We start from the raw sequence: 20,034 nt of genomic DNA, 5'->3' as shown, positions 1-20,034 counted from the left end.
GTAAATCAACTCGCGGCAGGCAAAGCCGCCGTGCACAAGCGCGCATCAAGCAAGCGCAGACCTTCCTGGTACAGGCTGTTGCTGCGCTCCAGCTCCCCCAGTTGCGCCAGCAGGCGTGCCAGCTCGGCGCAAGTTTCCGGGTGGCGCTGAAATGCCAGGCTGCTTTCCAGGTAGTCCTGGGCCTTGCCCCACAGCTGACTGTGTATACACAGCCGCCCCAGGGTCAGAAGCAGACCGGCATCCTGTGGGTGCGTCTTCAACCAGCCCTCGGCCACTTGCAACTGTTTGCCCAGATCCCGCCCATGCAGCAAACCATAGAGGCGCACCAGAGCGGTGTCGTAATGCTGTTTCAAGAAGCTGCGCAGCAGCTCTTCGGCCTCTGCTTCGCCGCCCAATTGGCGCAGTTGCTCGGCATACACAGCCAACAGCTCGGGCTCCTGATGCAGCGCCGTCGACATAGTCTGCCAGGCGTGTTGCAAGGCTTGCAGCGCTGCCTGAGCGTCACCGTCAACCGGCCGGGCGGCCTGCAGCAAACGGCCACGCCAGGCCTGACGCTCAAGCGCGCTCAATTCGGCATTGCCCAGGGCTTTCTCCTTGCGCAGGTCAGGCAGCAAACCGAGCAGCGCCGGCCAATCTCCCGACTGCAGATAGAGCTGCTGCAACTGACGCAACACCAGATGGTGATGTGGATGACGCGAGCGCATGGCCTGCAAAGTCTCCAATGCGGCATCGGTCTGGCCACGCGCCAGTTGCAGTTCGGCATGTTGCAGGGCAATTGCCAGTTCCGCCTGCGGCTGGCGGTTGAGCGCCTGCTCCAGCAAGTCGTCGCTGTCGTTGTGATGCCCCAACTGATGTGCAGCGCGTGCGGCGCCCAGGTAATAACTCAAGGGCTGCGGCGAGCTGCTTGCCGCCTGCTTCAAACGCCGCAGGGCACGCGCCCAGCGCCCTTCAGCCAGATCGAGAAAACCCTGCTCGGACGCCAGACGCATTCGGCGACGGCTGTGCAAGCGTGACCAGGGGTTGAGCAGACCGCCGGACGTGACCAGCAGCCGTACGCTCAAACGCACAAGGGAAACCAGCAACCAGAGCACCAACACCAAGACGACAAAAGCCCAAAGGCTGGATTCATAACGAAAACCTTGGAAGGCAATCAGCACATAGCCCTTGTGCTCGGCCAGCGGCAAACCGAACAGCACCAGACTGGCGACGCCAGCAACCACCGCCAGAATCAGCAGCAACCAGTAGATGCGCTTCATTGCAGCGCCTCCTGCAGTTGCGCCTCGACATCATCGGTGGCCTCTGCGGCGGGTTCAGACTCGACCTTCTGCTGGCTGCGCGCGGTCTGCTTGGCCTGGATATAGGCTTGTACGGCATTCAGCGTCGGGCTGAGGTCAGGCGGCGTAACCGCAATCGGCTGCTCGGCCAGCTCATCAATGCGCGCACGCAGGGCGCGGCTATTGGGGTTGTCCACATCGAAGTGCGCATCCAGCACTTCACGGGTCTGTTGCAAGGCCTGGCGATAGACCTCGCTCTGGCCATGCAACGCGCCCCACTGCGCCTGTTCCAGTGCCAGGCTAAGAGCCAGGCGCACCTGGGACAGGCTCTGCCCGGCAAGCATCGGGCGGATATTGCGGTCAGCGTTGAAGTCGATGCGGAAGTATTCCGACAGGGTCTGTAGGCCACGCTGCCACCATTGCTGCTCGACCACCCCTGAATCGGCCAGCTCGCTGAGTACGCCACCGTCAGCGCTGAAGCTAGGCGCCTGGGCATTGAGCTGCGCCACCTGCTCGCGCAGGGCGCCGAGCTGCAGAAACAGCCCAGTACGGTCCGGGTTGGCGGTCGAACGCAGTGCTTGCAGGCTTTTGGCCAGCTGTTCGCGAGCGGCGAACGCAGCTGGATCATCCTGCTCATGGAGGATTTCATCGGCGGCCTGCACCAGTGCGGTGGCGCTGTTGATGTCCTGCAAAGCAGACAGACGCAAACTGGCCAGACGCAGCAAATGCTCGGCCTCGGCCAAACGCCAATCCTGGCGACTGGCTCCCAGCACGGTTTCCAGGCGCTGGTTGAGCAGTTGCTGATCACCCTGCAGCTGGGCCAACAAACGGCGGCGGGTTTCCAGCTCCTCAACACTCGGCAGCTGGTCCAGCCGCTGCTCCAGTTTCTCGCCAGTGTGCGCCAGGCTTTGCGCTTCGCTGCGCGCCTCCTGCAGCTGGCCTTGCTGTTGTTGCTCGCGAGCGTCCAGTGCCTGCAACTGCCAAAGTCCCCAACCACCTGCACCAGCGCCAGCAGCAGCAACCAACAAGGCCAGCAGCGCCAGAGCATTGCCGCGCGAAGCCGGTTTACTTGCGGTAGGTGGATTAACCGGCATAGCCGCGGCACCATCCACCGGTGCCTGTTCAGGTTGTTTTATGGCGTGATCGTTCGGGGCTTGCTCTTTCGGCGTAGTTGCTTCGCTCACGTATCCATCCTTTGCGTCAGAGATCGGGACAGGTTGCGCCTGCAACGCTGTCAGCAACGCCGCGGCGCTCGCGCCACGGCAGTCCACAACAAATTGTGCACCCGCTGCACGGGCCATCTCGGCAACTCGCGGGCTGGGTACAAACAAGGGTAGTCGAGCCAGATCGGTCCAGGCGTCAGCGGCCAGCTCGCGCAAATGCGTGAAGCCCTGCCCACTGCTGACCACCAGAGCGTTCAGGCGTTCAGTCTGGACCCGCCCAACCAGTGCTGCTGGCGGGTAAGCCGGCAGTACCCGGCGATACAGTGGCAGATAGTCCACCTGCACGCCTTGGCCGCGCAAGCGCTCGGCCAGTAACTCTCGGCCACTCTCACCGCGCAGGATCAATACTCGCGGATTGCTGGTGGCCATCAGCGCCTGCTGCAACTGCGGCAATGCCAACAGGGCCTCACTGTCATCGGCATGCTCGGGGTAATGCACCTGCAGACCATGCTCTTGGAGAATCTGCGCCGTGGCCGCACCAACGCTAAACCAGGGTTGCTCGGCAATCACCGGCGATTGATAACGATCCAATAACTCAAGACCCAACCGCGCCGCCGGCTTGCTCACCACGATCACTGCGCAGTAACGCTGCAGTTCGGCAACCACTGCGCGTTGCTCGGCACTTTCGCTCAGAGCTTCGATGGCCAGCAGCGGCAAGCTGCTGCTGTAGATGCCTTGCTCCGCCAAGGTTGCTGCCAGCGCGGCCGATTCGTGGGCCGGTCGCGTCAGCAGCAAACGCCACCCCATCACTCGGCAGCGGCCTCGCCGTAAACGGCTTGCAAAATGGCCGCAGCGCCCTGGGTCAGCAGGGCCTCAGCGACCTGCACACCCAGCTGCTCAGCCTGCTCGACCGGGGCACGGTTTTCCGCCCGCAGCAGCAAACCACCATCCGGCTGACCAACCAGGCCACGTAACCATAGCTGCTCGCCTTCCAGTACCGCGTAGCAGGCGATTGGCACCTGGCAACCGCCATTCAGATGTTTGTTCAGCGCGCGCTCGGCGGTCACCCGCACGGCGGTATCGCGATGATGCAAAGGCGCCAGCAGGGCATGGATTTCGCTGTCGGCAGTGCGGCACTCGATACCCACTGCGCCTTGGCCACCCGCTGGCAGACTGTCTTCGGCGCTGATTGAGCTGCGGATGCGCTCTGCAAAACCAAGGCGAATCAGCCCAGCGGCGGCGAGGATAATGGCGTCGTACTCGCCGGCGTCCAGCTTGGCCAGACGAGTGTTGACGTTGCCACGCAGGAACTGGATTTTCAGATCCGGACGGCGCGCCAGCAGTTGGGCCTGACGGCGCAGGCTGGACGTACCAACCACGCTACCGGCGGGCAATGCATCGAGGCTGGCATATGTATTGGAAACGAAGGCATCACGTGGGTCTTCCCGCTCGCAGATGCAGTACAGGCCCAAGCCTTCGGGGAAGTCCATCGGCACATCCTTCATCGAATGCACGGCGATGTCGGCCTGGTTCTCCAGCATCGCGGTTTCCAGCTCTTTGACAAACAGACCCTTGCCGCCAATCTTCGCCAGCGGCGCGTCGAGCAGCTTGTCACCACGGCTGACCATGGGCACCAGGCTGACCTTAAGGCCAGGGTGCGCCTGCTCCAGGCGGGCTTTAACGTGTTCGGCCTGCCACAGGGCCAGGGCACTTTTACGGGTGGCGATGCGAATTTCGCGAGACATGGGCAATTCCAGAAAACGAACTGCCAAGGATAATAACAGGCTGGCCCAGATCAGGCCTGCGACCCGGAGTCATCCGGGTTGTCCGGTCAACCTCAGAGGTTGTGCATTAATTTACGCACCCCGGCCACATGCCGGCGGCTGACAATCAGCGCTTCCTCGTTCATGCCCTTGAGGAACAGCTGAAAATGCCCAAGTGGCGTGCGCTGCAAGCGCTCGATCCTCTCACGGGCAACCAGTGCATTGCGGTGGATGCGCACAAAGCGATCACCAAATTCGTCTTCCAGCGCTTTTAGCGGTTCATCCAGCAGCACTTCGCCGCCAGCATGGCGCAGGGTCACGTATTTGTGATCGGCAATAAAGTAGATCACCTGATCCAGCGGGATCAGCTCGATACCTTTGCGAGTGCGCGCACTGATATGGCTGCGCGGGCCGCCACCGCTGTCCACTGCCGGGCGGGTCAAGGCGGCCAACTGTACGCGGTTGGGCCGTTCGGCTTTTTTCAGTGCCTCGCTGAGGCTTTCCGCACGCACCGGCTTGACCAGATAACCCACGGCGCTGACCTGAAAGGCTTCCAAAGCAAACTCATCATGGGCAGTACAAAAAATCACCGCTGGTGGCGCCTCGCGCTCACACAGCTTGGCCGCTACCTGCAGGCCATCCAGGCCAGGCATACGGATATCCAGTAACACCACATCCGGCTTCAGGCTGTCGATCAGGCTCAGGGCCTCCTCGCCGTTGCTGGCTGCGGGCTCAAGTACACGATAGCCATCGAGTTCGCCCACCATGCGGCTCAGGCGCTCTCGGGCCAGGGGTTCATCATCGACAATCAGGACATTCATAGTGCACGGGCTTCCTGCTTGGGTCTCGCACAAGGATAGCGTAGACAAGTGAAGTGGCGTCCGTCACGGCGCTCTACGCTGAGACTGGCCTGCGGCCCGAAAAGTGCCACTAGCCGTGCATCGATATTGGTCAGCGCCTGGTGCGTGCCGCGCGATGGCGGCTCCTCGCCTAGTTGTTCGTATGGATTGCTCACGCACAGCTGGAATACCCCCTCGTGATAACTCGCCTCGACCCGCACCAGGCCACCCTCGATGCGCGGCTGAATGCCGTAGATCAAGGCGTTTTCCAGTAAGGGCTGCAGAGTCAGTTGTGGAATCGGCAGGTCGTCCGGCACATCGACAATCTCCCACTGCAACTGTAGACGCTCGCCGAGCCGATAGCGCTCAATCGACAAATATCGTTGTGCCAGCTCCAACTCCTCACGCCAAGGCACCAGGCTACCGGGCTTGGCCAGGCTGGCGCGGAACAGGTCGGAGAGGTCCAGCACCGCCTGCTCGGCCTTGTACGGGTCGACCACCACCAGGCTGGCGATGCTGTTCAGGCTGTTGAACAGAAAGTGTGGGCGAATGCGTGCCTGCAGCGACTCGATGCGTGCGCGCAGCTCCGCCTGCTCCTGCTTACGCCATTGACTTTGCAGGTAGAAGTAACGCAGCAGCAACGCAGACATGATCAGGCTGATCAAGGCATGGCGCAGGTACAGGTTGACCTCGCCGGTACGCGGCAACGGCCCGCCCAGTTCGTAATAGTCCGCCACAGCAGTACACATCAGGCTCAGGGCGACCACAATCGCGCAGCACAAGGCGCCGGCTGTGGCTGCCGGCATGCGCGCCATCAACGGGCGCAGGCGGCACAGCACGGCGGCCGAGAGCAGCACGATCCATTGCACAAACAGTGAAGTCAGCGCCAGGCGCACCCAGTCGAAACCCGGCAGCATCGGCTCGGACAACACCAGCACCAACACCAGCAACTCGGCCAGCAGCACCATGCTCAGCAGGGCTTCTGGCTGACAAAGCTCGGGCACGAAGAAGTCATCGACCAGTGGTGGTTGTTTTTCTGATAAAGCGCTTTTTATTTTCATCGCCGCAGTTTCCGCGTGACCCGCCCCAGCAGCAAGATAGACAGCTGCGACCGGGCAAAATAAAGCACCGAAATGCGCCCGCCGCGATAAAACTGTGAACGGCGCAACATTGCTCTACTGCAGCCTAGCTGCGCCCACCGACAAAGCGACGCGGCGAATTTGCCGGCCAGCCTGTTATTATCAGCGCACTTTTCCGTCTTGCCGGCCGCCCCAAAGCGGCCAGCCCGTTTTAGCGCACCAGCCGAGCGAAGCCCATGAGCACTGAAAAAACCAACCAATCCTGGGGCGGCCGCTTCAGCGAACCAGTCGATGCCTTTGTTGCCCGTTTTACCGCCTCCGTCGAATTCGACAAGCGCCTGTATCGCCACGACATCATGGGCTCCATCGCCCACGCCAGCATGCTGGCCAAAGTCGGCGTACTCAACGACGCCGAGCGCGACGCCATCGTCGACGGTCTGACGCAAATTCAGGGCGAAATTGAAGCCGGCCAGTTCGACTGGCGCGTCGATCTGGAAGACGTGCACATGAACATCGAGGCCAGACTCACGGATCGCATCGGCGTCACCGGCAAGAAGCTGCACACCGGCCGTAGCCGTAACGACCAGGTGGCTACCGATATCCGCCTGTGGCTGCGCGACGAGATCGACCTGATCCTCGCCGAAATCACCCGCCTGCAGCAGGGTTTGCTGGAGCAAGCCGAGCGTGAAGCCGAGACCATCATGCCCGGCTTCACCCATCTGCAAACCGCGCAGCCCGTGACCTTCGGCCACCACCTGCTGGCCTGGTTCGAGATGCTCAGCCGCGACTACGAGCGCCTGGTCGATTGCCGTAAACGCACCAACCGCATGCCACTGGGCTCGGCAGCGCTGGCGGGCACCACCTACCCGATTCAGCGCGAGGTCACCGCGCAGCTGCTGGGTTTCGACGCTGTTGGCGGCAACTCGCTGGACGGCGTATCGGATCGCGACTTCGCTATCGAATTCTGCGCCGCCGCTTCGATTGCCATGATGCACCTATCGCGCTTCTCCGAAGAGCTGGTGCTCTGGACCAGCGCGCAATTCCAGTTTATCGAACTGCCGGATCGCTTCTGCACCGGCAGCTCGATCATGCCGCAGAAGAAAAACCCCGACGTACCTGAGCTGGTGCGCGGCAAGACCGGCCGCGTATTCGGCGCGCTAACCGGCCTACTGACCCTGATGAAAGGCCAGCCACTGGCCTACAACAAGGACAACCAGGAAGACAAAGAACCGCTGTTCGACGCCGCCGACACCCTGCGCGACTCGCTGCGCGCCTTTGCCGATATGATTCCGGCGATCAAGCCCAAGCACGCGATCATGCGTGAAGCGGCCCTGCGCGGCTTCTCCACCGCCACCGACCTCGCCGATTACCTGGTGCACAAAGGTCTTCCGTTCCGCGACTGCCACGAGATCGTCGGCCACGCGGTGAAGTACGGCGTCGACAGCGGCAAGGATCTGGCCGAGATGAGCTTGGAAGAACTGCGCCAGTTCAGCGAGCAGATCGAGCAGGACGTGTTTGCCGTGCTGACCCTGGAAGGCTCGGTGAATGCCCGCGACCATATCGGCGGCACCGCACCGAAACAGGTTCTTGCCGCAGTCGCGCGCGGCCAGGCACTGCTGGCGACGCGCTGATCGCCGACTGACAAAGGGAAAGGGACGTCCCATGTTCGAGCTGTTGCTACGCGGCCTGGCTGTCCTGGCAGAGGTCCTACTGGAGTTGGTTTTCGGCTACCTCTTCTACGCAAGCGGCTGGCTGATGCTGCGCCTGCTGACACTGGGCAACTATCCGCGCCTGCCACTGCGTGTGTCCGACCCGATGGCCCCACGCAGCAGCTGGGTCAGCGCTTTTGGCGTTCTGTGTATGGTCGGCCTGCCGCTCACTTTTCTGCTTTTTCTCTACGGCTAAGTACCCATGTCTCTAACTATCCGCCCCGCAACCGCCACAGACGCCGCTTTGATCCTGCGCTTTATCACCGACCTGGCGATCTACGAGAAAGCCGAGCATGAGGTGCAGACCGACGCTGCCGGCATCGAGGCAAGCCTGTTCGGTCCAGAGAGCAGCACCCGCGCGCTGATCTGCGAGCATGACGGCCAACCCATTGGCTATGCCGTGTACTTTTTCAACTACTCGACCTGGCTGGGTAAACACGGGCTGTACCTTGAAGACCTCTACGTCAGCCCAGAAAAACGCGGCGTGGGCGCAGGCAAAGCCCTGCTGCGTCATCTCGCACAACTGGCCGTGGCCAAAGGCTGTGGCCGTTTCGAGTGGGCCGTGCTGGACTGGAACCAGCCAGCCATTGACTTCTACCAATCGTTCGGCGCCCGCCCGCAGGACGAATGGACCACCTACCGCCTTACCGGCCAAGCCCTTACGGATTTTGCCCAAGGCTGAACCGCCATCTACCGGAGTCGCACATGAGCGAGCAAGACGACGAGGATTTCGCCCAGGACACCCTGCTCCAGGCCATCGAAAACCAGCTGGAAGCCGGCGAACCGGCTTTCGTCCAGGCGGTGCTGAACAAGCTGAGTCTGGTCGGCTACGCGCGCAAAGAGATTATCGAACTGATGGCCCTGGTGCTGGCCGATGAGATCGACGTCATGCTGCGTGACGACCGACCCTTCGATCTCGCCCGCTATGAGCAAGGCTTGCGCGCTCTGCCCGAGCTGCCTGAACAGGCGCCGTAAACGGCTCGGAAAAATTTACCCCACAACACGCCAACTTCTGGCAGCATCAGGTCACAGCAGACTGCCTGGGGCTTCACTACACTGCCTTCGCAGGCTGCCTGTTGTTTCAGCCGATTTACCGCAGCGGGTGCTGCCGCCGCCGGCCGCAGCTCACTAAAACAAGAAGCTGGAGTACTTATGGCCTTTACCTCTGAACTGATTGCCGAACTGGAAATCCTCGCGCTGTTCAACCTGGGTACCACTCAGGAAGGAATCAAGGTTCACCACACCGCCACCCCCTCGGCGATTGCCGCCGCTCAACGCCTGCACGACAAAGGCCTGATCAACCAGCCAGATGGCGGTTATCTGACCAGCCTGGGCCTCGACGCCGCCGAACACGCGCAAACTCTGCTGACCATTCTCAATGTGACTGAAGCGGCCTAATAAGCACCCGCAAATCTCGTCAACTAGAGCGCGATCGAAACCGCTTCTGAGCCAACCTAGCCTGCGTTGCAACGGCTTCCTCAAGCTGCCCGCAACGCAGGCGATAACCCAGTATTCACCGCCGCCCGCCAGCCATCTGGCAAGGCATGATCACGCACCGCCCTGCAGAGCCTGAGCATGAGTCGTACCGAGGAAATTCGCCCAGACATTGACGACGGTATCGACCGCAAGGTACTGACGCAGCTGCGTGCGCGCTTCCTCAAACTCAACCAGGGCCGTCTGCAACGCGCCATGCAGGCACTGTCTACACGCCAGCAGCTGGTACTCAAGCTGTTGCCGCTGCTGTTTCACGTCAATCATCCGCTGCTGCCGGGCTACGTTTCCGGGCTGACTCCGGCCGGCCTCAGTGGCTTCGAGCCGGATGACGAACTGCTCTCCGAAGTACAGCGCCTGACCCGCTCATTCGCCTACAAGCCGTATCGCGGCAAACAGGCGCTGCCGATCCACGGCCTGTTTCTGATGGGCAGCCTCGGCACCGTGGCCCAAGCTGAGCAAAGCGATATGGACCTGTGGGTGTGCCACGCCAGCGACCTGAGCCAGCAACAGCTGCATGAACTGAACAAAAAATGCGCACTGCTGGAAAGCTGGGCGGCCACCTTTGGCGCCGAAGCGCATTTCTTTCTGATCGACCCGGCGCGCTTTACCCAGGGCGAACGCGAAGCGCAACTGACCTCGGACGACTGCGGCACCACCCAGCACTACTTGCTGCTCGACGAGTTCTACCGCACCGCTATCTGGCTCGGCGGACGCACGCCGCTGTGGTGGTTAGTGCCGGTGTATGAAGAGCAGCGCTACCAGCATTACACCAGCACGTTGCTGGCCAAGCGTTTTATCCGCGCCGAGGACGTGCTCGACCTCGGCCACCTGGCGCGCATTCCGCCGGAAGAGTTTATCGGCGCCGGCCTGTGGCAACTGTTCAAGGGCATCGAGTCGCCGTACAAGTCGGTGCTCAAGCTGCTGCTCACCGAGGTCTACGCCAGCGAACACCCCAAGGTCGAATGCCTGTCGCTGCGTTTCAAACAGGCGGTGTTCGCCAATCGCCTCGACGTTGATGAGCTCGATCCCTATATCGTGGTGTACCGTCGTCTCGAGGAATACCTCAAGGCCCGCGGCGAGCATGAGCGCCTGGAGCTGATCCGCCGCTGCCTGTACCTCAAGGTCGACAAGAAGCTCAGCCGCCCGCCGCGCAACAACCGCAAGAGCTGGCAACGCCTGCTGCTCGAACGCCTGACCCGGGACTGGAACTGGGACAGCCGCCAGCTGGCGATGCTCGACAGCCGCAGCCAGTGGAAGGTGCGCCAGGTCAGCGCCGAACGACGCATGCTGGTTAACGAGCTGACCTACAGCTACCGCTTTCTCTCCGAATTTGCCCGCAGCGAACATGCCGGCAGTTCGCTCAACAGCCGCGACCTGGGCATCCTCGGCCGCCGTCTGTATGCAGCGTTCGAGCGCAAGGCCGGCAAGATCGAATTTATCAACCCGGGCATCGCCCCGGACCTCGCCGAAGACATCCTGACGCTGGCGCAAAGCCCCAACCCGGATGAGCCCAATGAGACGCTGTGGGCGCTCTACAGCGGCAGCGTCAACGTCCAGGACCTGGAGGACTTCTCGCCGCTCAAGCGCTCGCGCGAGCTGATCGAACTGCTCGCCTGGTGCCAGCGCAATGGCGTGATCGACAACAGCACGCGGCTGTCGCTGCACCCAGGCAGCAGCGACCTGACCGAATATGAGCTGTCCAACTTGCTCAGCAGCCTACAGCAGGTGGTGCCGCTACCTTTGCCGGCGGTTGACGAAGCGGCCCTGCTCAGCGCCAGTGTGCCCAGCGAGATACTGTTGCTGGTCAATGTCGGTGTTGATCCGCTCAAGCAGTTCAGCCAGATGAACATGCACATGACCACCGAGCGCACCGATGCACTGGGTTATTCCGGCGTGCGCGAAAACCTGATTCTGACCATCGACCAGGTCACTCTGAACAGCTGGAACGAGCTGCTGGTGACCCGCTATGACGGCCCACACGCGCTACTCGACTGCCTGCGCGATTTTCTCAATGCCCTGCCCGCCAGCGGCAGGAAACCCAACCTGCGCGTGCGCTGCTTCTGCCGCAATCGCGCCACGGCGATTGCCGAACGGGTCGAGGAGCTGTTCCGTGAAACCCTTAGCAGCTTCAGCAGTGAACAAGCCAACCGCTACCTGCTGCAGATCAAACAGCAGTACCACCTGCTCGAACTGAAGCCCGGCCACGTCAGCCACACCAGCCTGAAAGACCTGCCCACACTGATCGACCATCTGGGCGAGGAGCTGCCCGGCTACAGCGAGCTGCATCTGGACCGCAGCGCTCTGGAAGGTGAAGACCTGGCGCTGATCCTGCCGCTCGGCCGGCCGCAGTGTATTCAGGTGTTCTACCGGCTTAACGAAGGTAGCGCTTCGGCCGAACTCAGCGTGCTCGACGAGCACAATGCGCTGTGGCGCCAGCAGATGCCGTTCCGTGATGAGCAAAGCCTGCTGACCCCATTGCAACGTTTTCTGCAATCGGTGCTGTACCGGCGCAATGCCCTGCTGCCGCTGGATAATCTGCCAGCCCATCAGCCGCTGGAGGTGCTGTATTACCAGGTGCTGCCTGACGCGCCCCTGCGCGCCCAGCGTCTGGAACGCCGGCCGCCGCCATTGTCACCGATCAGCCACCCGTTCTATGACGTGCAGGCCATCGTCGAGCCGGCAGATGGCAAGCGCTCGCATGTCACCCTGTACTGCAATCACCGCGAATTTTCCGAGCTGGAATACGCTGGCGACCTGTTCGCCGCCGTGGCCCAGCATATCCTCGCGCAACGCCGCGATGGCGCACGCTACCCCTGCTATATCACCGACCTCGACCTGTCGGCGGTACTCGGCGAAGGGCATATGCAGAGCGTGCATTACCTGCGCTACAAGAGCCGCCTGGAAGCGGCGCTTAATCAGGCGCTGCAGAAGGCCTGACGCATGCCTGATCAACCGCGCATCGGCGCCTGCGGGTTCTGCAGCGCGTACAGGTAGCAGTCAGCCAGGCTGTGATTGTCGCCCACCGAGGCGTAACTGGCGCTGAAGGTCACCGCCAGCCCCAGGTGCTGATACAGCCACTTGCCGGTAACCCCCGGCGGCACCTCCGGCACCAGATCACTGTCGTTCACCACGCGGAAGGTCGGCACCTGCAGCCCGTTGTAGTACGCGGCAAAATCCGGTGCGGCCAGGCGCGGGCTGGCAAAGCTGTAGTGTTGCAGCGGCAAATCCGGCCAGCGCTCACGCAGATCCAGCACGGCCAAGCTCGACAAAGCGCCACCCAGGCTGTGTGCACATACCCACAGCGGTCCGCCGGGCTGCTGAGTGTCGACCGCCTGCAGGGCCTGATCGCGTAGCGAAATATAGAGTTTGATAAAGCCGTCATGCACATTACCCAGGCCAGCTTGCCAGGGGTAAGGGCGCTGATCGGCATCCAGATCATCCAGCCAGTCCTGCGCCGTGTCCGTGCCGCGGAACACCAGATAGACCTCGCCCTGCGGGTCACGCGCGGCAAAGCCAAAGGGCTCCGACTCGTTGAGAAAGTGCAGCTCGCTGAGCACACTCCAGATCGGCGCGGAAAAGCCCCAGCCAGGTAACACAGGCGGCTGCCAGGTGAAATCCTGGGGCCGCCGCGGGCGCTGCTGTGCTTGCCATTGGTTGTATTGGTCATAGGCCGAGCTGACCAATTGCGCACAGAGCAGTGCCCTGGAGAGGGCAAAACCTTGGGGGAAGTACAGCGGTAGACTGGACATACGGCCTCCATGCCGAGATTGGCGTAGCTCTACTCTAGACTAGGCACGGCTGTATTCGCCCGCCGCTTCCGGCTGATACTCCACCGCCAGCAGCGTCAGCTTGAGCACCTTGCCGCCGGGTGCGGCCCAGTCGATATGTTGGCCCACGGACAACCCCAACAGGGCCGTGCCGACCGGCGCCAGTACCGACACACAGCCTTCACCACCGGCGTCCTGCGGATAGACCAGGGTCAGGTGGTAATCCTTGCCGCTGCTTTCTTCACGGCAATGCACCCGCGAATTCATGGTCACCACCCCGGCCGGCACCTCGTCATGGCCAACCACGTCGGCACGGTCCAGTTCGGCCTGCAAGGCGGCGGCACTGGGACCAAAGTCATCCAGGCTGTCGAGCAGATGCTCAAGGCGCTGCAGATCTAGACGGGTAATGGTTATCGAGGGTGCGCTGGTCATGGTGCGGATACATCTCCTACCTAGGGGCAAAAAAGCAAAACCCCATCGAGGAGATGGGGTTTGCAGAGGTTGGGCCGACCGTATCACAGCCACTCAAATAAACAAGACCGCCCGGTCAGGGTATGCCATGGCGCTGCTGCAAGCGCGCCTCGGCAGCCGTGCAGATAGCGCGTTTGCCAGGTATATCGGCCTTGCTCCAGTCAAGAATTTCCTGCAGCGTGCGGCCACAGCCCAGGCAGATATCCTGATCATCCAGACAACACTGACGCCGACAGGGCGAGGCGACCTCCTGGCCCGCGACCTCAGAGTTCTTCGAACTCAAGGTCGGCACCGGATTGTTCCAGGGTGATGCGCGCCAGCATTTCGCCCAGCTGCTCGTCACTGCTGTCGCAGATCCAGCGCTCGCTGGCCTGGTCGTAGTCGAAGTGGAAGCCACCCGAACGTGCTGCCAGCCATAGTTGGCGCAGCGGCTCCTGACGGCTGAAGATCAGCTGGGTGCCGTTTTCAAACCGCACGGTCAGCACCCCGGCAGAGTTTTCCAGGTCGAGGTCCAGGTCACTGTCATCGAAAATATCTTCCACCGCCTGCTGGGTGGCATCGACCAGATCGTGAAAGCGGGCTTCGGTCAAACTCATTACGACTACCTCAAAAAATTCAGCGACTGCAAAAGTCATGGAAACTGGCGCATATGAAAGCGTGGCGAGCGAAGGCTAGGCAAGGCGCAAATCGCTTTCATGGCGTCAGCTGACGGCGATATTCGCCTGGGCTCTGCCCGGTCCAACGGCGAAACGCGCGGGCCAGCGAGCCAGGCTCGCTGAAGCCAACCAGGAAGGCGATTTCCGCCAATTCCAGCGCCGGGTCGCGCAAGTAATGCAGCACCAGCTGCTGGCGCGTTTCATCCACCAACTGATTAAAGGATAACCCGGCTTCGCGCAAACGCCGCTGCAGGGTACGCGGACTGAGCGCCAAACGCGCGGCGATTTGCTGCAAATCCGCGCCCACTTCCGGCAACTGCCGGGATAATTCCAGGCGTGCGCGATCGAGCACACTGTGACCCTGCTGGATCTCACCGAGCAGACGATCAGCATAGGCATCGAGCATCAGCCGCACCTGCGCATCAGCCTGACCAAGCGGCGTGGCGAGCAGGCGCTTGGGGAATACCAGAGCGTTATCGGCCTGATCGAACAGCACCGAGCAGCGAAAAATCCGCTGATATTCCGAGGTATCCGCCGGGGCCGAATGCTGGAAGCGCACTTCGGTCGGTGGAATGTCCAGGCCGCTAATCCAGTGGCCGAAGGTTACCCAGCCGGCCAATGTCTCCTCACTGAGCTGACGTTTCTGCTGCGGCAACAACGGCTGCCAGCTGTGTGCCACCTGCGGTTCCAGCCCTGGGCGCGGCGGCTCATCAGCCAGATCGACCTGCCCCAGATTACCGACCAACGCGGCGTAACGCGCCTGGCGATGCAATGCGTCGGCGAGGGTCGCGCAGCTCATGATCAGATAACCGAGCACGCCGTAGTAACCGGGGCGCACCGCCTCGCCCAGGTGCAGACCCAGCAGCTCATCCCCGGTCAACCGCACGCCATGACCGAGCAGCTCCAGGTAGGTGCTAGCGGCGATGCGCTGATCACGCTGGGCGAGCAGCTGCGGGCTGAGCTGCACCCGCTCCAGCAGTTCAGCACTGTCGACGCCCTGGCGCGCCAGGTAATCGAGCAAACCTTGCAGATAGGCAACGGAAACCGAGCTACTCACGGGTACAGGGTTGTCCATCCAGCCTCCTGATCACTGGTGATGGGTGCATCGCCAAAGATACAGGCAAAGCCCCGTCAGACGGGAACCCCGGCGCATAGGCAAGGCGCCGGGGGGTCGGTATACTCCGGCGCAATCATGCTTTATTACAAGGATTCCACCATGAAGCGGTTGTTTACTGCCTTTATCACGATGCTTGCCGTCAGCGCCCTGCTTGCTGGCTGCGGCCAGAAAGGCCCGCTGTACCTGCCGGAAGAAAGCCAGCCAGCGCCTGCGCAAACCGAATAAGGACAGCTTATGAACGCCTTCAACTACCGCGACGGTGCGCTGTTCGCGGAAGGCGTGGCGTTGTCCGCCATCGCCCAACGCTTCGGTACGCCGACCTACGTCTACTCGCGTGCGCACATCGAGGCGCAGTACCGCGCCTATGCCGATGCCCTGCAGGGCATGCCGCATCTGGTGTGTTTTGCGGTGAAAGCCAACTCCAATATCGGTGTGCTGAATGTGCTGGCGCGCCTCGGCGCTGGCTTCGACATCGTCTCCCGTGGCGAGCTGGAGCGCGTGCTCAGCGCCGGCGGCGAGCCGAGCAAGATCGTCTTCTCCGGCGTGGGCAAGAGCCGTGACGACATGCGCCGCGCCCTGGAAGTGGGCGTGCACTGCTTCAACGTCGAATCCACAGACGAGCTGGAGCGCCTGCAACTGGTCGCCGCTGAGCTGGGTAAGACTGCGGCGATCTCACTGCGGGTCAACCCGGACGTCGACGCCGGTACCCACCCGTATATTTCCACGGGTCTTAAAGAAAACAAGTTCGGCATCGATATCGAGCAAGCCCCAGCTGTGTATGCCCGCGCTGCTGCGCTGCCAAACCTGCAGATCGTTGGTGTCGATTGCCATATCGGCTCGCAGCTGACCAGCCTGCCGCCGTTTCTCGATGCCCTCGACCGCCTGCTCGCGCTGATCGATCAGCTCGCCGCCGACGGCATCCGCATCAAGCACCTGGACCTGGGTGGCGGCCTTGGCGTGCAGTACCGCGATGAGCAGCCGCCGCTGGCCGGCGATTACATCAAGGCCGTGCGCGAGCGCATTGCCGGCCGTGATCTGGCGCTGGTATTCGAGCCGGGCCGCTCGATTGTCGCCAATGCCGGCGTGCTGCTGACTCAGGTCGAGTACCTCAAGCACACCGAGTACAAGGACTTCGCCATCGTCGATGCGGCGATGAACGACCTGATCCGCCCGGCCCTGTACCAGGCCTGGATGGAGGTGGCGGCCGTGCAGCCGCGCGACAGCGCAACCCGCAACTACGACATCGTCGGACCGATCTGCGAGACCGGCGACTTCCTCGCCAAGGATCGCCAGCTGGCCCTGGCCGAAGGCGATCTGCTGGCCGTGCGCTCGGCCGGTGCCTACGGTTTTGTCATGAGTTCCAACTACAACACCCGCGGCCGCGCCGCCGAGGTGATGGTGGATGGTGACCAGGCCTTCGAAGTGCGTCGCCGTGAGACGCTCAGCGAACTCTTTGCGGGCGAAAGCTGCCTGCCGCCCGCGAGTTAAAAGGACAAGGCGATGTTATTGCGCTTTACCAAGATGCACGGCCTCGGTAATGACTTTATGGTCCTCGACCTAGTCAGCCAGCACGCGCATATCCAGCCGAAGAACGCCAAGCAGTGGGGCGATCGCCACACCGGCGTGGGCTTCGATCAGCTGTTGCTGGTCGAGCCGCCGAGCAACCCGGACGTGGATTTTCGCTACCGCATCTTCAATGCCGATGGCTCGGAAGTGGAGCAGTGCGGTAACGGCGCACGTTGCTTCGCCCGCTTTGTGCTGGACAAGCGCCTGACCGTGAAGAAACAGATCCGCGTGGAAACCAAGGGCGGCATTATCGAGCTGGACGTGCGCAACGACGGGCAGATCAGCGTAAATATGGGCGCGCCGCGCCTGGTGCCGGCCGATATCCCGTTCCAGGCCGAACAGCAGGCGCTGAGCTATAGCGTGGCCGTGGACGGCCAAACCGTTGAGCTGGCCGCCGTGTCCATGGGCAATCCGCATGCGGTGCTGCGCGTCGACAGTGTGGACAACGCGCCGGTGCACAGCCTGGGGCCGAAACTCGAACATCACCCGCGCTTTCCGCAGCGGGTCAATGTTGGCTTTCTGCAAGTGGTCGACCGCAAGCAGGCCAAGCTGCGCGTCTGGGAGCGCGGCGCCGGAGAAACTCAGGCCTGCGGTACCGGGGCCTGCGCTGCGGCGGTCGCGGCGATTAGCCAGGGCTGGATGGACTCACCGGTGCAGCTCGAACTGCCCGGCGGCAAACTGAGTATCGAGTGGGCAGGCCCCGGCCAGCCCGTTATGATGACCGGACCCGCAGTACGTGTGTACGAAGGACAGGTTCGTTTATGACCGACAAGCAGAATTCACCCAAGCCACTGGATTCGGAAACAGTTGCCGCGTACCTGCGCCTGCATCCGGAATTCTTTATCGACCACGACGAGTTGATTCCCGAGCTGCGCATTCCGCACCAGCGCGGCGATACCGTGTCGCTGGTCGAACGCCAGGTGAAACTGCTGCGCGAGCGTAATATCGAGATGCGTCATCGTCTCTCGCAGCTGATGGACGTGGCCCGCGATAACGATCGTCTGTTCGACAAAACCCGCCGCCTGGTGCTCGACCTGCTCGACGCCAATAGCCTGGAAGGTGTGGTCAGTTGCGTCGAAGACAGCCTGCGCAGTGAGTTCCAGGTGCCCTTCGTTAGCCTGATTCTGTTCAGCGACGCGCCGCTACCGGTCGGCCGTTCGGTCAGTAGCGCCGAAGCACATCAAGCCATCGGCGGTCTATTGGCCGGCGGCAAAACCATCTGCGGCGTGCTGCGCGAGCATGAGCTGAATTTCCTGTTTGGCAGCGAAGACGGCGCGCAGGTCGGCTCAGCGGCGGTGGTGGGCATTAACCACCAAGGCCTGCATGGCGTGCTGGCGATTGGTAGCGCCGACCCGCAGCACTACAAAAGCTCACTGGGCACCCTGTTCCTCGGTTACATCGCCGAGGTTCTGGGTCGTGTGGTGCCGGGTTTTGCCACCCCCCTTCGCTCGGTACGCTAACGTCGCAAATATCGCGCCGAGCACGCCACAGGGAGCTTCCATGCAAGACCTATTGGATGCCTACCTAGAACACCTGCGCAGCGAGCGCCAGCTTTCCCCTCACACCCTGACCGGCTACCGCCACGACTTGAGCACGCTGCTAGGGCTCTGCACCCAAGAGCAGATCGATAGCTGGGCGGCACTCGACACCGCGCGCCTGCGCCGCATGGTCGGTCGCCTGAATATGCAGGGTCAGTCCAGCCGCAGCCTGGCGCGCCTGCTCTCGGCTACCCGCGGCCTGTACCGTTACCTGATTCGCGAGAGCCATTGCCAAAGTGATCCAGCCAGCGGCCTGATGCCACCCAAGGGCGAACGTCGCCTGCCGAAAACCCTCGACGCCGACCGCACCGCGCAGCTGCTCGATGGCGCACTGGAAGACGACTTTATTGCCCGCCGCGACCAGGCCATGCTCGAGCTGTTCTACTCCTCAGGCTTGCGCCTATCGGAGCTGGTGGGCCTCAATCTGGAAGGCCTCGATCTGCCCGCCGGCCTAGTACGCGTCATCGGTAAAGGCAACAAGACCCGCGAATTACCGCTCGGGCGCATGGCACGCGAGGCCATGGAGCAATGGCTGCCGCTGCGTGCACTGGCCAACCCAGCAGATGGCGCGGTGTTTATCAGCCAACAGGGCCGGCGCATCGGCCCGCGCGCCGTGCAACTGCGAGTGCGCCAGGCCGGCGTGCGTGAGCTGGGTCAGCACTTGCATCCGCATATGCTGCGTCACAGTTTCGCCAGTCATATGCTGGAGTCGTCGCAGGACCTACGCGCGGTGCAGGAGCTGCTTGGCCACGCCGATATCGCCACCACCCAGGTCTACACCCACCTGGATTTCCAGCACCTGGCCACGGTCTATGACCAGGCGCACCCCAGGGCCAAACGCAAAGGCAGTACAGAATGAGCATTCAGCTGATTACCTTCGACCTCGACGACACCCTGTGGGATGTCACCCCGGTGATGCAGGACGCCGAAGCGGCGCTGCGCAACTGGCTGGCAATGCACGCGCCGCGCCTCGGGGCAGTACCAGTGGAGCACCTGTGGTCGATTCGCGGCACCTTGCTGCAGGCCGAGCCGATGCTCAAGCATCGCCTTAGCGAACTGCGCAGGCGCATTCTGTTGCACGCCCTGACGGATGCCGGTTATGCCAACGCGGATGCACAGGCGCTAGCCGAAGCCGGCTTTCAGGTATTTCTCGCCGCACGCCATCAGGTCCAGTTGTTCGCAGAAGTACATCCCACGCTCGAAGCCCTGGCCAATCGTTTCCAGCTAGGGGTGATCACTAACGGCAATGCCGATGTGCGCCGCCTGGGCCTAGCCGATTACTTCCAGTTCGCCCTCTGCGCCGAGGAGCTTGGCGTCGGTAAACCCGACCCGAAACCTTTTACCGAAGCTCTGAAGCGCGCGGGAATCGCCGCGGAGCACGCCGTGCATATCGGCGATCACCCCAGCGACGATATCGGCGGCGCGCAGGCTGCCGGCATGCGAGCGATCTGGTTCAACCCCCAGGGCAAAGCCTGGGAAGCTGACAACACGCCGGACGGACAAATTCGCAGCCTGGCCGAGCTGCCAACGTTACTGCATAGCTGGACGTAGGCTGAAGACGCACGGCGCCGGCAGACGATGAGCGGTGGATGGATAAA

The 20,034-nt window shown here is 62.3% G+C and carries 22 protein-coding genes and 1 pseudogene; 12 read left to right on the top strand and 11 right to left on the bottom strand.

All coding sequences use genetic code 11. The features are described from left to right. Window positions 1–5 precede the first annotated feature (5 nt). The 6 genes and pseudogenes from AACX99_RS10185 to AACX99_RS10160 all read right to left on the bottom strand — a co-directional run bounded on the left by AACX99_RS10185 (window position 6) and on the right by AACX99_RS10160 (window position 6,100). On the bottom strand, window positions 6–1,256 hold the full coding sequence (locus AACX99_RS10185) for a heme biosynthesis HemY N-terminal domain-containing protein (RefSeq protein WP_339411545.1): 1,251 nt from the start codon (window positions 1,254–1,256) through the stop codon (window positions 6–8). Next, complete coding sequence (locus AACX99_RS10180) at window positions 1,253–2,458, bottom strand: uroporphyrinogen-III C-methyltransferase (protein ID WP_445261858.1); 1,206 nt, start codon at window positions 2,456–2,458, stop codon at window positions 1,253–1,255. The genes AACX99_RS10185 and AACX99_RS10180 overlap by 4 nt, the downstream gene beginning before the upstream one ends. Before the next feature lie 33 nt (window positions 2,459–2,491). Beyond that, window positions 2,492–3,244 (bottom strand): annotated as a pseudogene (locus tag AACX99_RS10175) (uroporphyrinogen-III synthase); the annotation flags it as partial. Next, window positions 3,244–4,182, bottom strand: coding sequence for a hydroxymethylbilane synthase (hemC, locus tag AACX99_RS10170; protein WP_339411543.1), 939 nt, complete (start codon window positions 4,180–4,182; stop codon window positions 3,244–3,246). The pseudogene AACX99_RS10175 and the gene hemC, both read right to left, overlap by 1 nt. A 92-nt stretch (window positions 4,183–4,274) precedes the next feature. Beyond that, window positions 4,275–5,021, bottom strand: coding sequence for a LytR/AlgR family response regulator transcription factor (locus AACX99_RS10165; RefSeq protein ID WP_339411541.1), 747 nt, complete (start codon window positions 5,019–5,021; stop codon window positions 4,275–4,277). Continuing rightward, the gene (locus tag AACX99_RS10160) at window positions 5,018–6,100 is read right to left on the bottom strand and encodes a sensor histidine kinase (RefSeq protein ID WP_339411539.1); all 1,083 of its coding nucleotides are present in this window, start codon (window positions 6,098–6,100) and stop codon (window positions 5,018–5,020) included. The genes AACX99_RS10165 and AACX99_RS10160 overlap by 4 nt, the downstream gene beginning before the upstream one ends. 254 nt (window positions 6,101–6,354) lie before the next feature. On the opposite strand from AACX99_RS10160, the gene argH reads away from it, so the two are divergent. The 6 genes from argH to AACX99_RS10130 all read left to right on the top strand — a co-directional run bounded on the left by argH (window position 6,355) and on the right by AACX99_RS10130 (window position 12,258). Further along, window positions 6,355–7,749 (top strand): argininosuccinate lyase, encoded by a 1,395-nt coding sequence (gene argH, locus AACX99_RS10155; protein WP_339411537.1) that lies wholly within the window; start codon window positions 6,355–6,357, stop codon window positions 7,747–7,749. Window positions 7,750–7,780: 31 nt separating this feature from the next. Beyond that, a complete protein-coding gene (locus AACX99_RS10150) occupies window positions 7,781–8,023 on the top strand; it encodes a hypothetical protein (protein WP_339411536.1) in 243 nt (80 codons plus the stop codon). A gap of 6 nt (window positions 8,024–8,029) precedes the next feature. After that, window positions 8,030–8,509: a GNAT family N-acetyltransferase gene (locus AACX99_RS10145; RefSeq protein WP_339411535.1), complete on the top strand. Its 480-nt coding sequence runs from the start codon at window positions 8,030–8,032 to the stop codon at window positions 8,507–8,509. A 23-nt stretch (window positions 8,510–8,532) separates the two neighbouring features. Next, window positions 8,533–8,802, top strand: coding sequence for a hypothetical protein (locus tag AACX99_RS10140; RefSeq protein ID WP_339411533.1), 270 nt, complete (start codon window positions 8,533–8,535; stop codon window positions 8,800–8,802). A 177-nt stretch (window positions 8,803–8,979) separates the two neighbouring features. Continuing rightward, window positions 8,980–9,225: a TIGR02647 family protein gene (locus tag AACX99_RS10135; protein ID WP_339411531.1), complete on the top strand. Its 246-nt coding sequence runs from the start codon at window positions 8,980–8,982 to the stop codon at window positions 9,223–9,225. A 177-nt stretch (window positions 9,226–9,402) separates the two neighbouring features. Continuing rightward, a complete protein-coding gene (locus tag AACX99_RS10130; RefSeq protein ID WP_339411529.1) occupies window positions 9,403–12,258 on the top strand; it encodes a class I adenylate cyclase in 2,856 nt (951 codons plus the stop codon). 11 nt (window positions 12,259–12,269) lie between these two features. Here the strand turns inward: AACX99_RS10130 and AACX99_RS10125 are convergent, their stop codons facing one another. From AACX99_RS10125 to AACX99_RS10105, 5 genes are all read right to left on the bottom strand, one after another. Next, on the bottom strand, window positions 12,270–13,070 hold the full coding sequence (locus AACX99_RS10125; protein ID WP_339411527.1) for a lipase family protein: 801 nt from the start codon (window positions 13,068–13,070) through the stop codon (window positions 12,270–12,272). Window positions 13,071–13,109: 39 nt separating this feature from the next. Further along, complete coding sequence (rnk, locus tag AACX99_RS10120; RefSeq protein ID WP_339411526.1) at window positions 13,110–13,520, bottom strand: nucleoside diphosphate kinase regulator; 411 nt, start codon at window positions 13,518–13,520, stop codon at window positions 13,110–13,112. Between the two features lie 115 nt (window positions 13,521–13,635). Next, window positions 13,636–13,842, bottom strand: coding sequence for a DUF1289 domain-containing protein (locus tag AACX99_RS10115; RefSeq protein WP_339411524.1), 207 nt, complete (start codon window positions 13,840–13,842; stop codon window positions 13,636–13,638). After that, a complete protein-coding gene (gene cyaY / locus AACX99_RS10110) occupies window positions 13,823–14,155 on the bottom strand; it encodes an iron donor protein CyaY (protein WP_090254611.1) in 333 nt (110 codons plus the stop codon). Before cyaY ends, AACX99_RS10115 begins: the two co-directional genes overlap by 20 nt. Before the next feature lie 97 nt (window positions 14,156–14,252). Then, a complete protein-coding gene (locus tag AACX99_RS10105; RefSeq protein WP_339411520.1) occupies window positions 14,253–15,290 on the bottom strand; it encodes an AraC family transcriptional regulator in 1,038 nt (345 codons plus the stop codon). 141 nt (window positions 15,291–15,431) lie between these two features. Here AACX99_RS10105 and lptM point away from each other — a divergent pair, with 141 nt between their 5' ends. From lptM to AACX99_RS10075, 6 genes are read left to right on the top strand one after another with little or no spacing between them, the layout of a single operon-like run. Then, window positions 15,432–15,557 (top strand): LPS translocon maturation chaperone LptM, encoded by a 126-nt coding sequence (gene lptM / locus AACX99_RS10100; protein ID WP_339411518.1) that lies wholly within the window; start codon window positions 15,432–15,434, stop codon window positions 15,555–15,557. A 9-nt stretch (window positions 15,558–15,566) separates the two neighbouring features. Beyond that, entirely contained in the window at window positions 15,567–16,820 is a 1,254-nt protein-coding gene (lysA, locus tag AACX99_RS10095) for a diaminopimelate decarboxylase (protein WP_339411516.1), read from the top strand. Window positions 16,821–16,832: 12 nt separating this feature from the next. Then, the gene (gene dapF, locus AACX99_RS10090; RefSeq protein WP_339411514.1) at window positions 16,833–17,663 is read left to right on the top strand and encodes a diaminopimelate epimerase; all 831 of its coding nucleotides are present in this window, start codon (window positions 16,833–16,835) and stop codon (window positions 17,661–17,663) included. Beyond that, window positions 17,660–18,358, top strand: a complete 699-nt coding sequence (locus AACX99_RS10085) for a DUF484 family protein (RefSeq protein WP_339411512.1) — start codon at window positions 17,660–17,662, stop codon at window positions 18,356–18,358. The genes dapF and AACX99_RS10085 overlap by 4 nt, the downstream gene beginning before the upstream one ends. Window positions 18,359–18,398: 40 nt before the next feature. After that, entirely contained in the window at window positions 18,399–19,295 is an 897-nt protein-coding gene (gene xerC, locus AACX99_RS10080) for a tyrosine recombinase XerC (RefSeq protein WP_339411510.1), read from the top strand. Then, on the top strand, window positions 19,292–19,987 hold the full coding sequence (locus tag AACX99_RS10075; RefSeq protein WP_339411508.1) for an HAD family hydrolase: 696 nt from the start codon (window positions 19,292–19,294) through the stop codon (window positions 19,985–19,987). Before xerC ends, AACX99_RS10075 begins: the two co-directional genes overlap by 4 nt. Window positions 19,988–20,034: the final 47 nt, after the last annotated feature.

The organism is Pseudomonas sp. EA_35y_Pfl2_R5, from assembly GCF_963970805.1.
GTDB lineage: Bacteria > Pseudomonadota > Gammaproteobacteria > Pseudomonadales > Pseudomonadaceae > Aquipseudomonas.
This window is presented reverse-complemented; position numbering and strand designations above follow the sequence as displayed.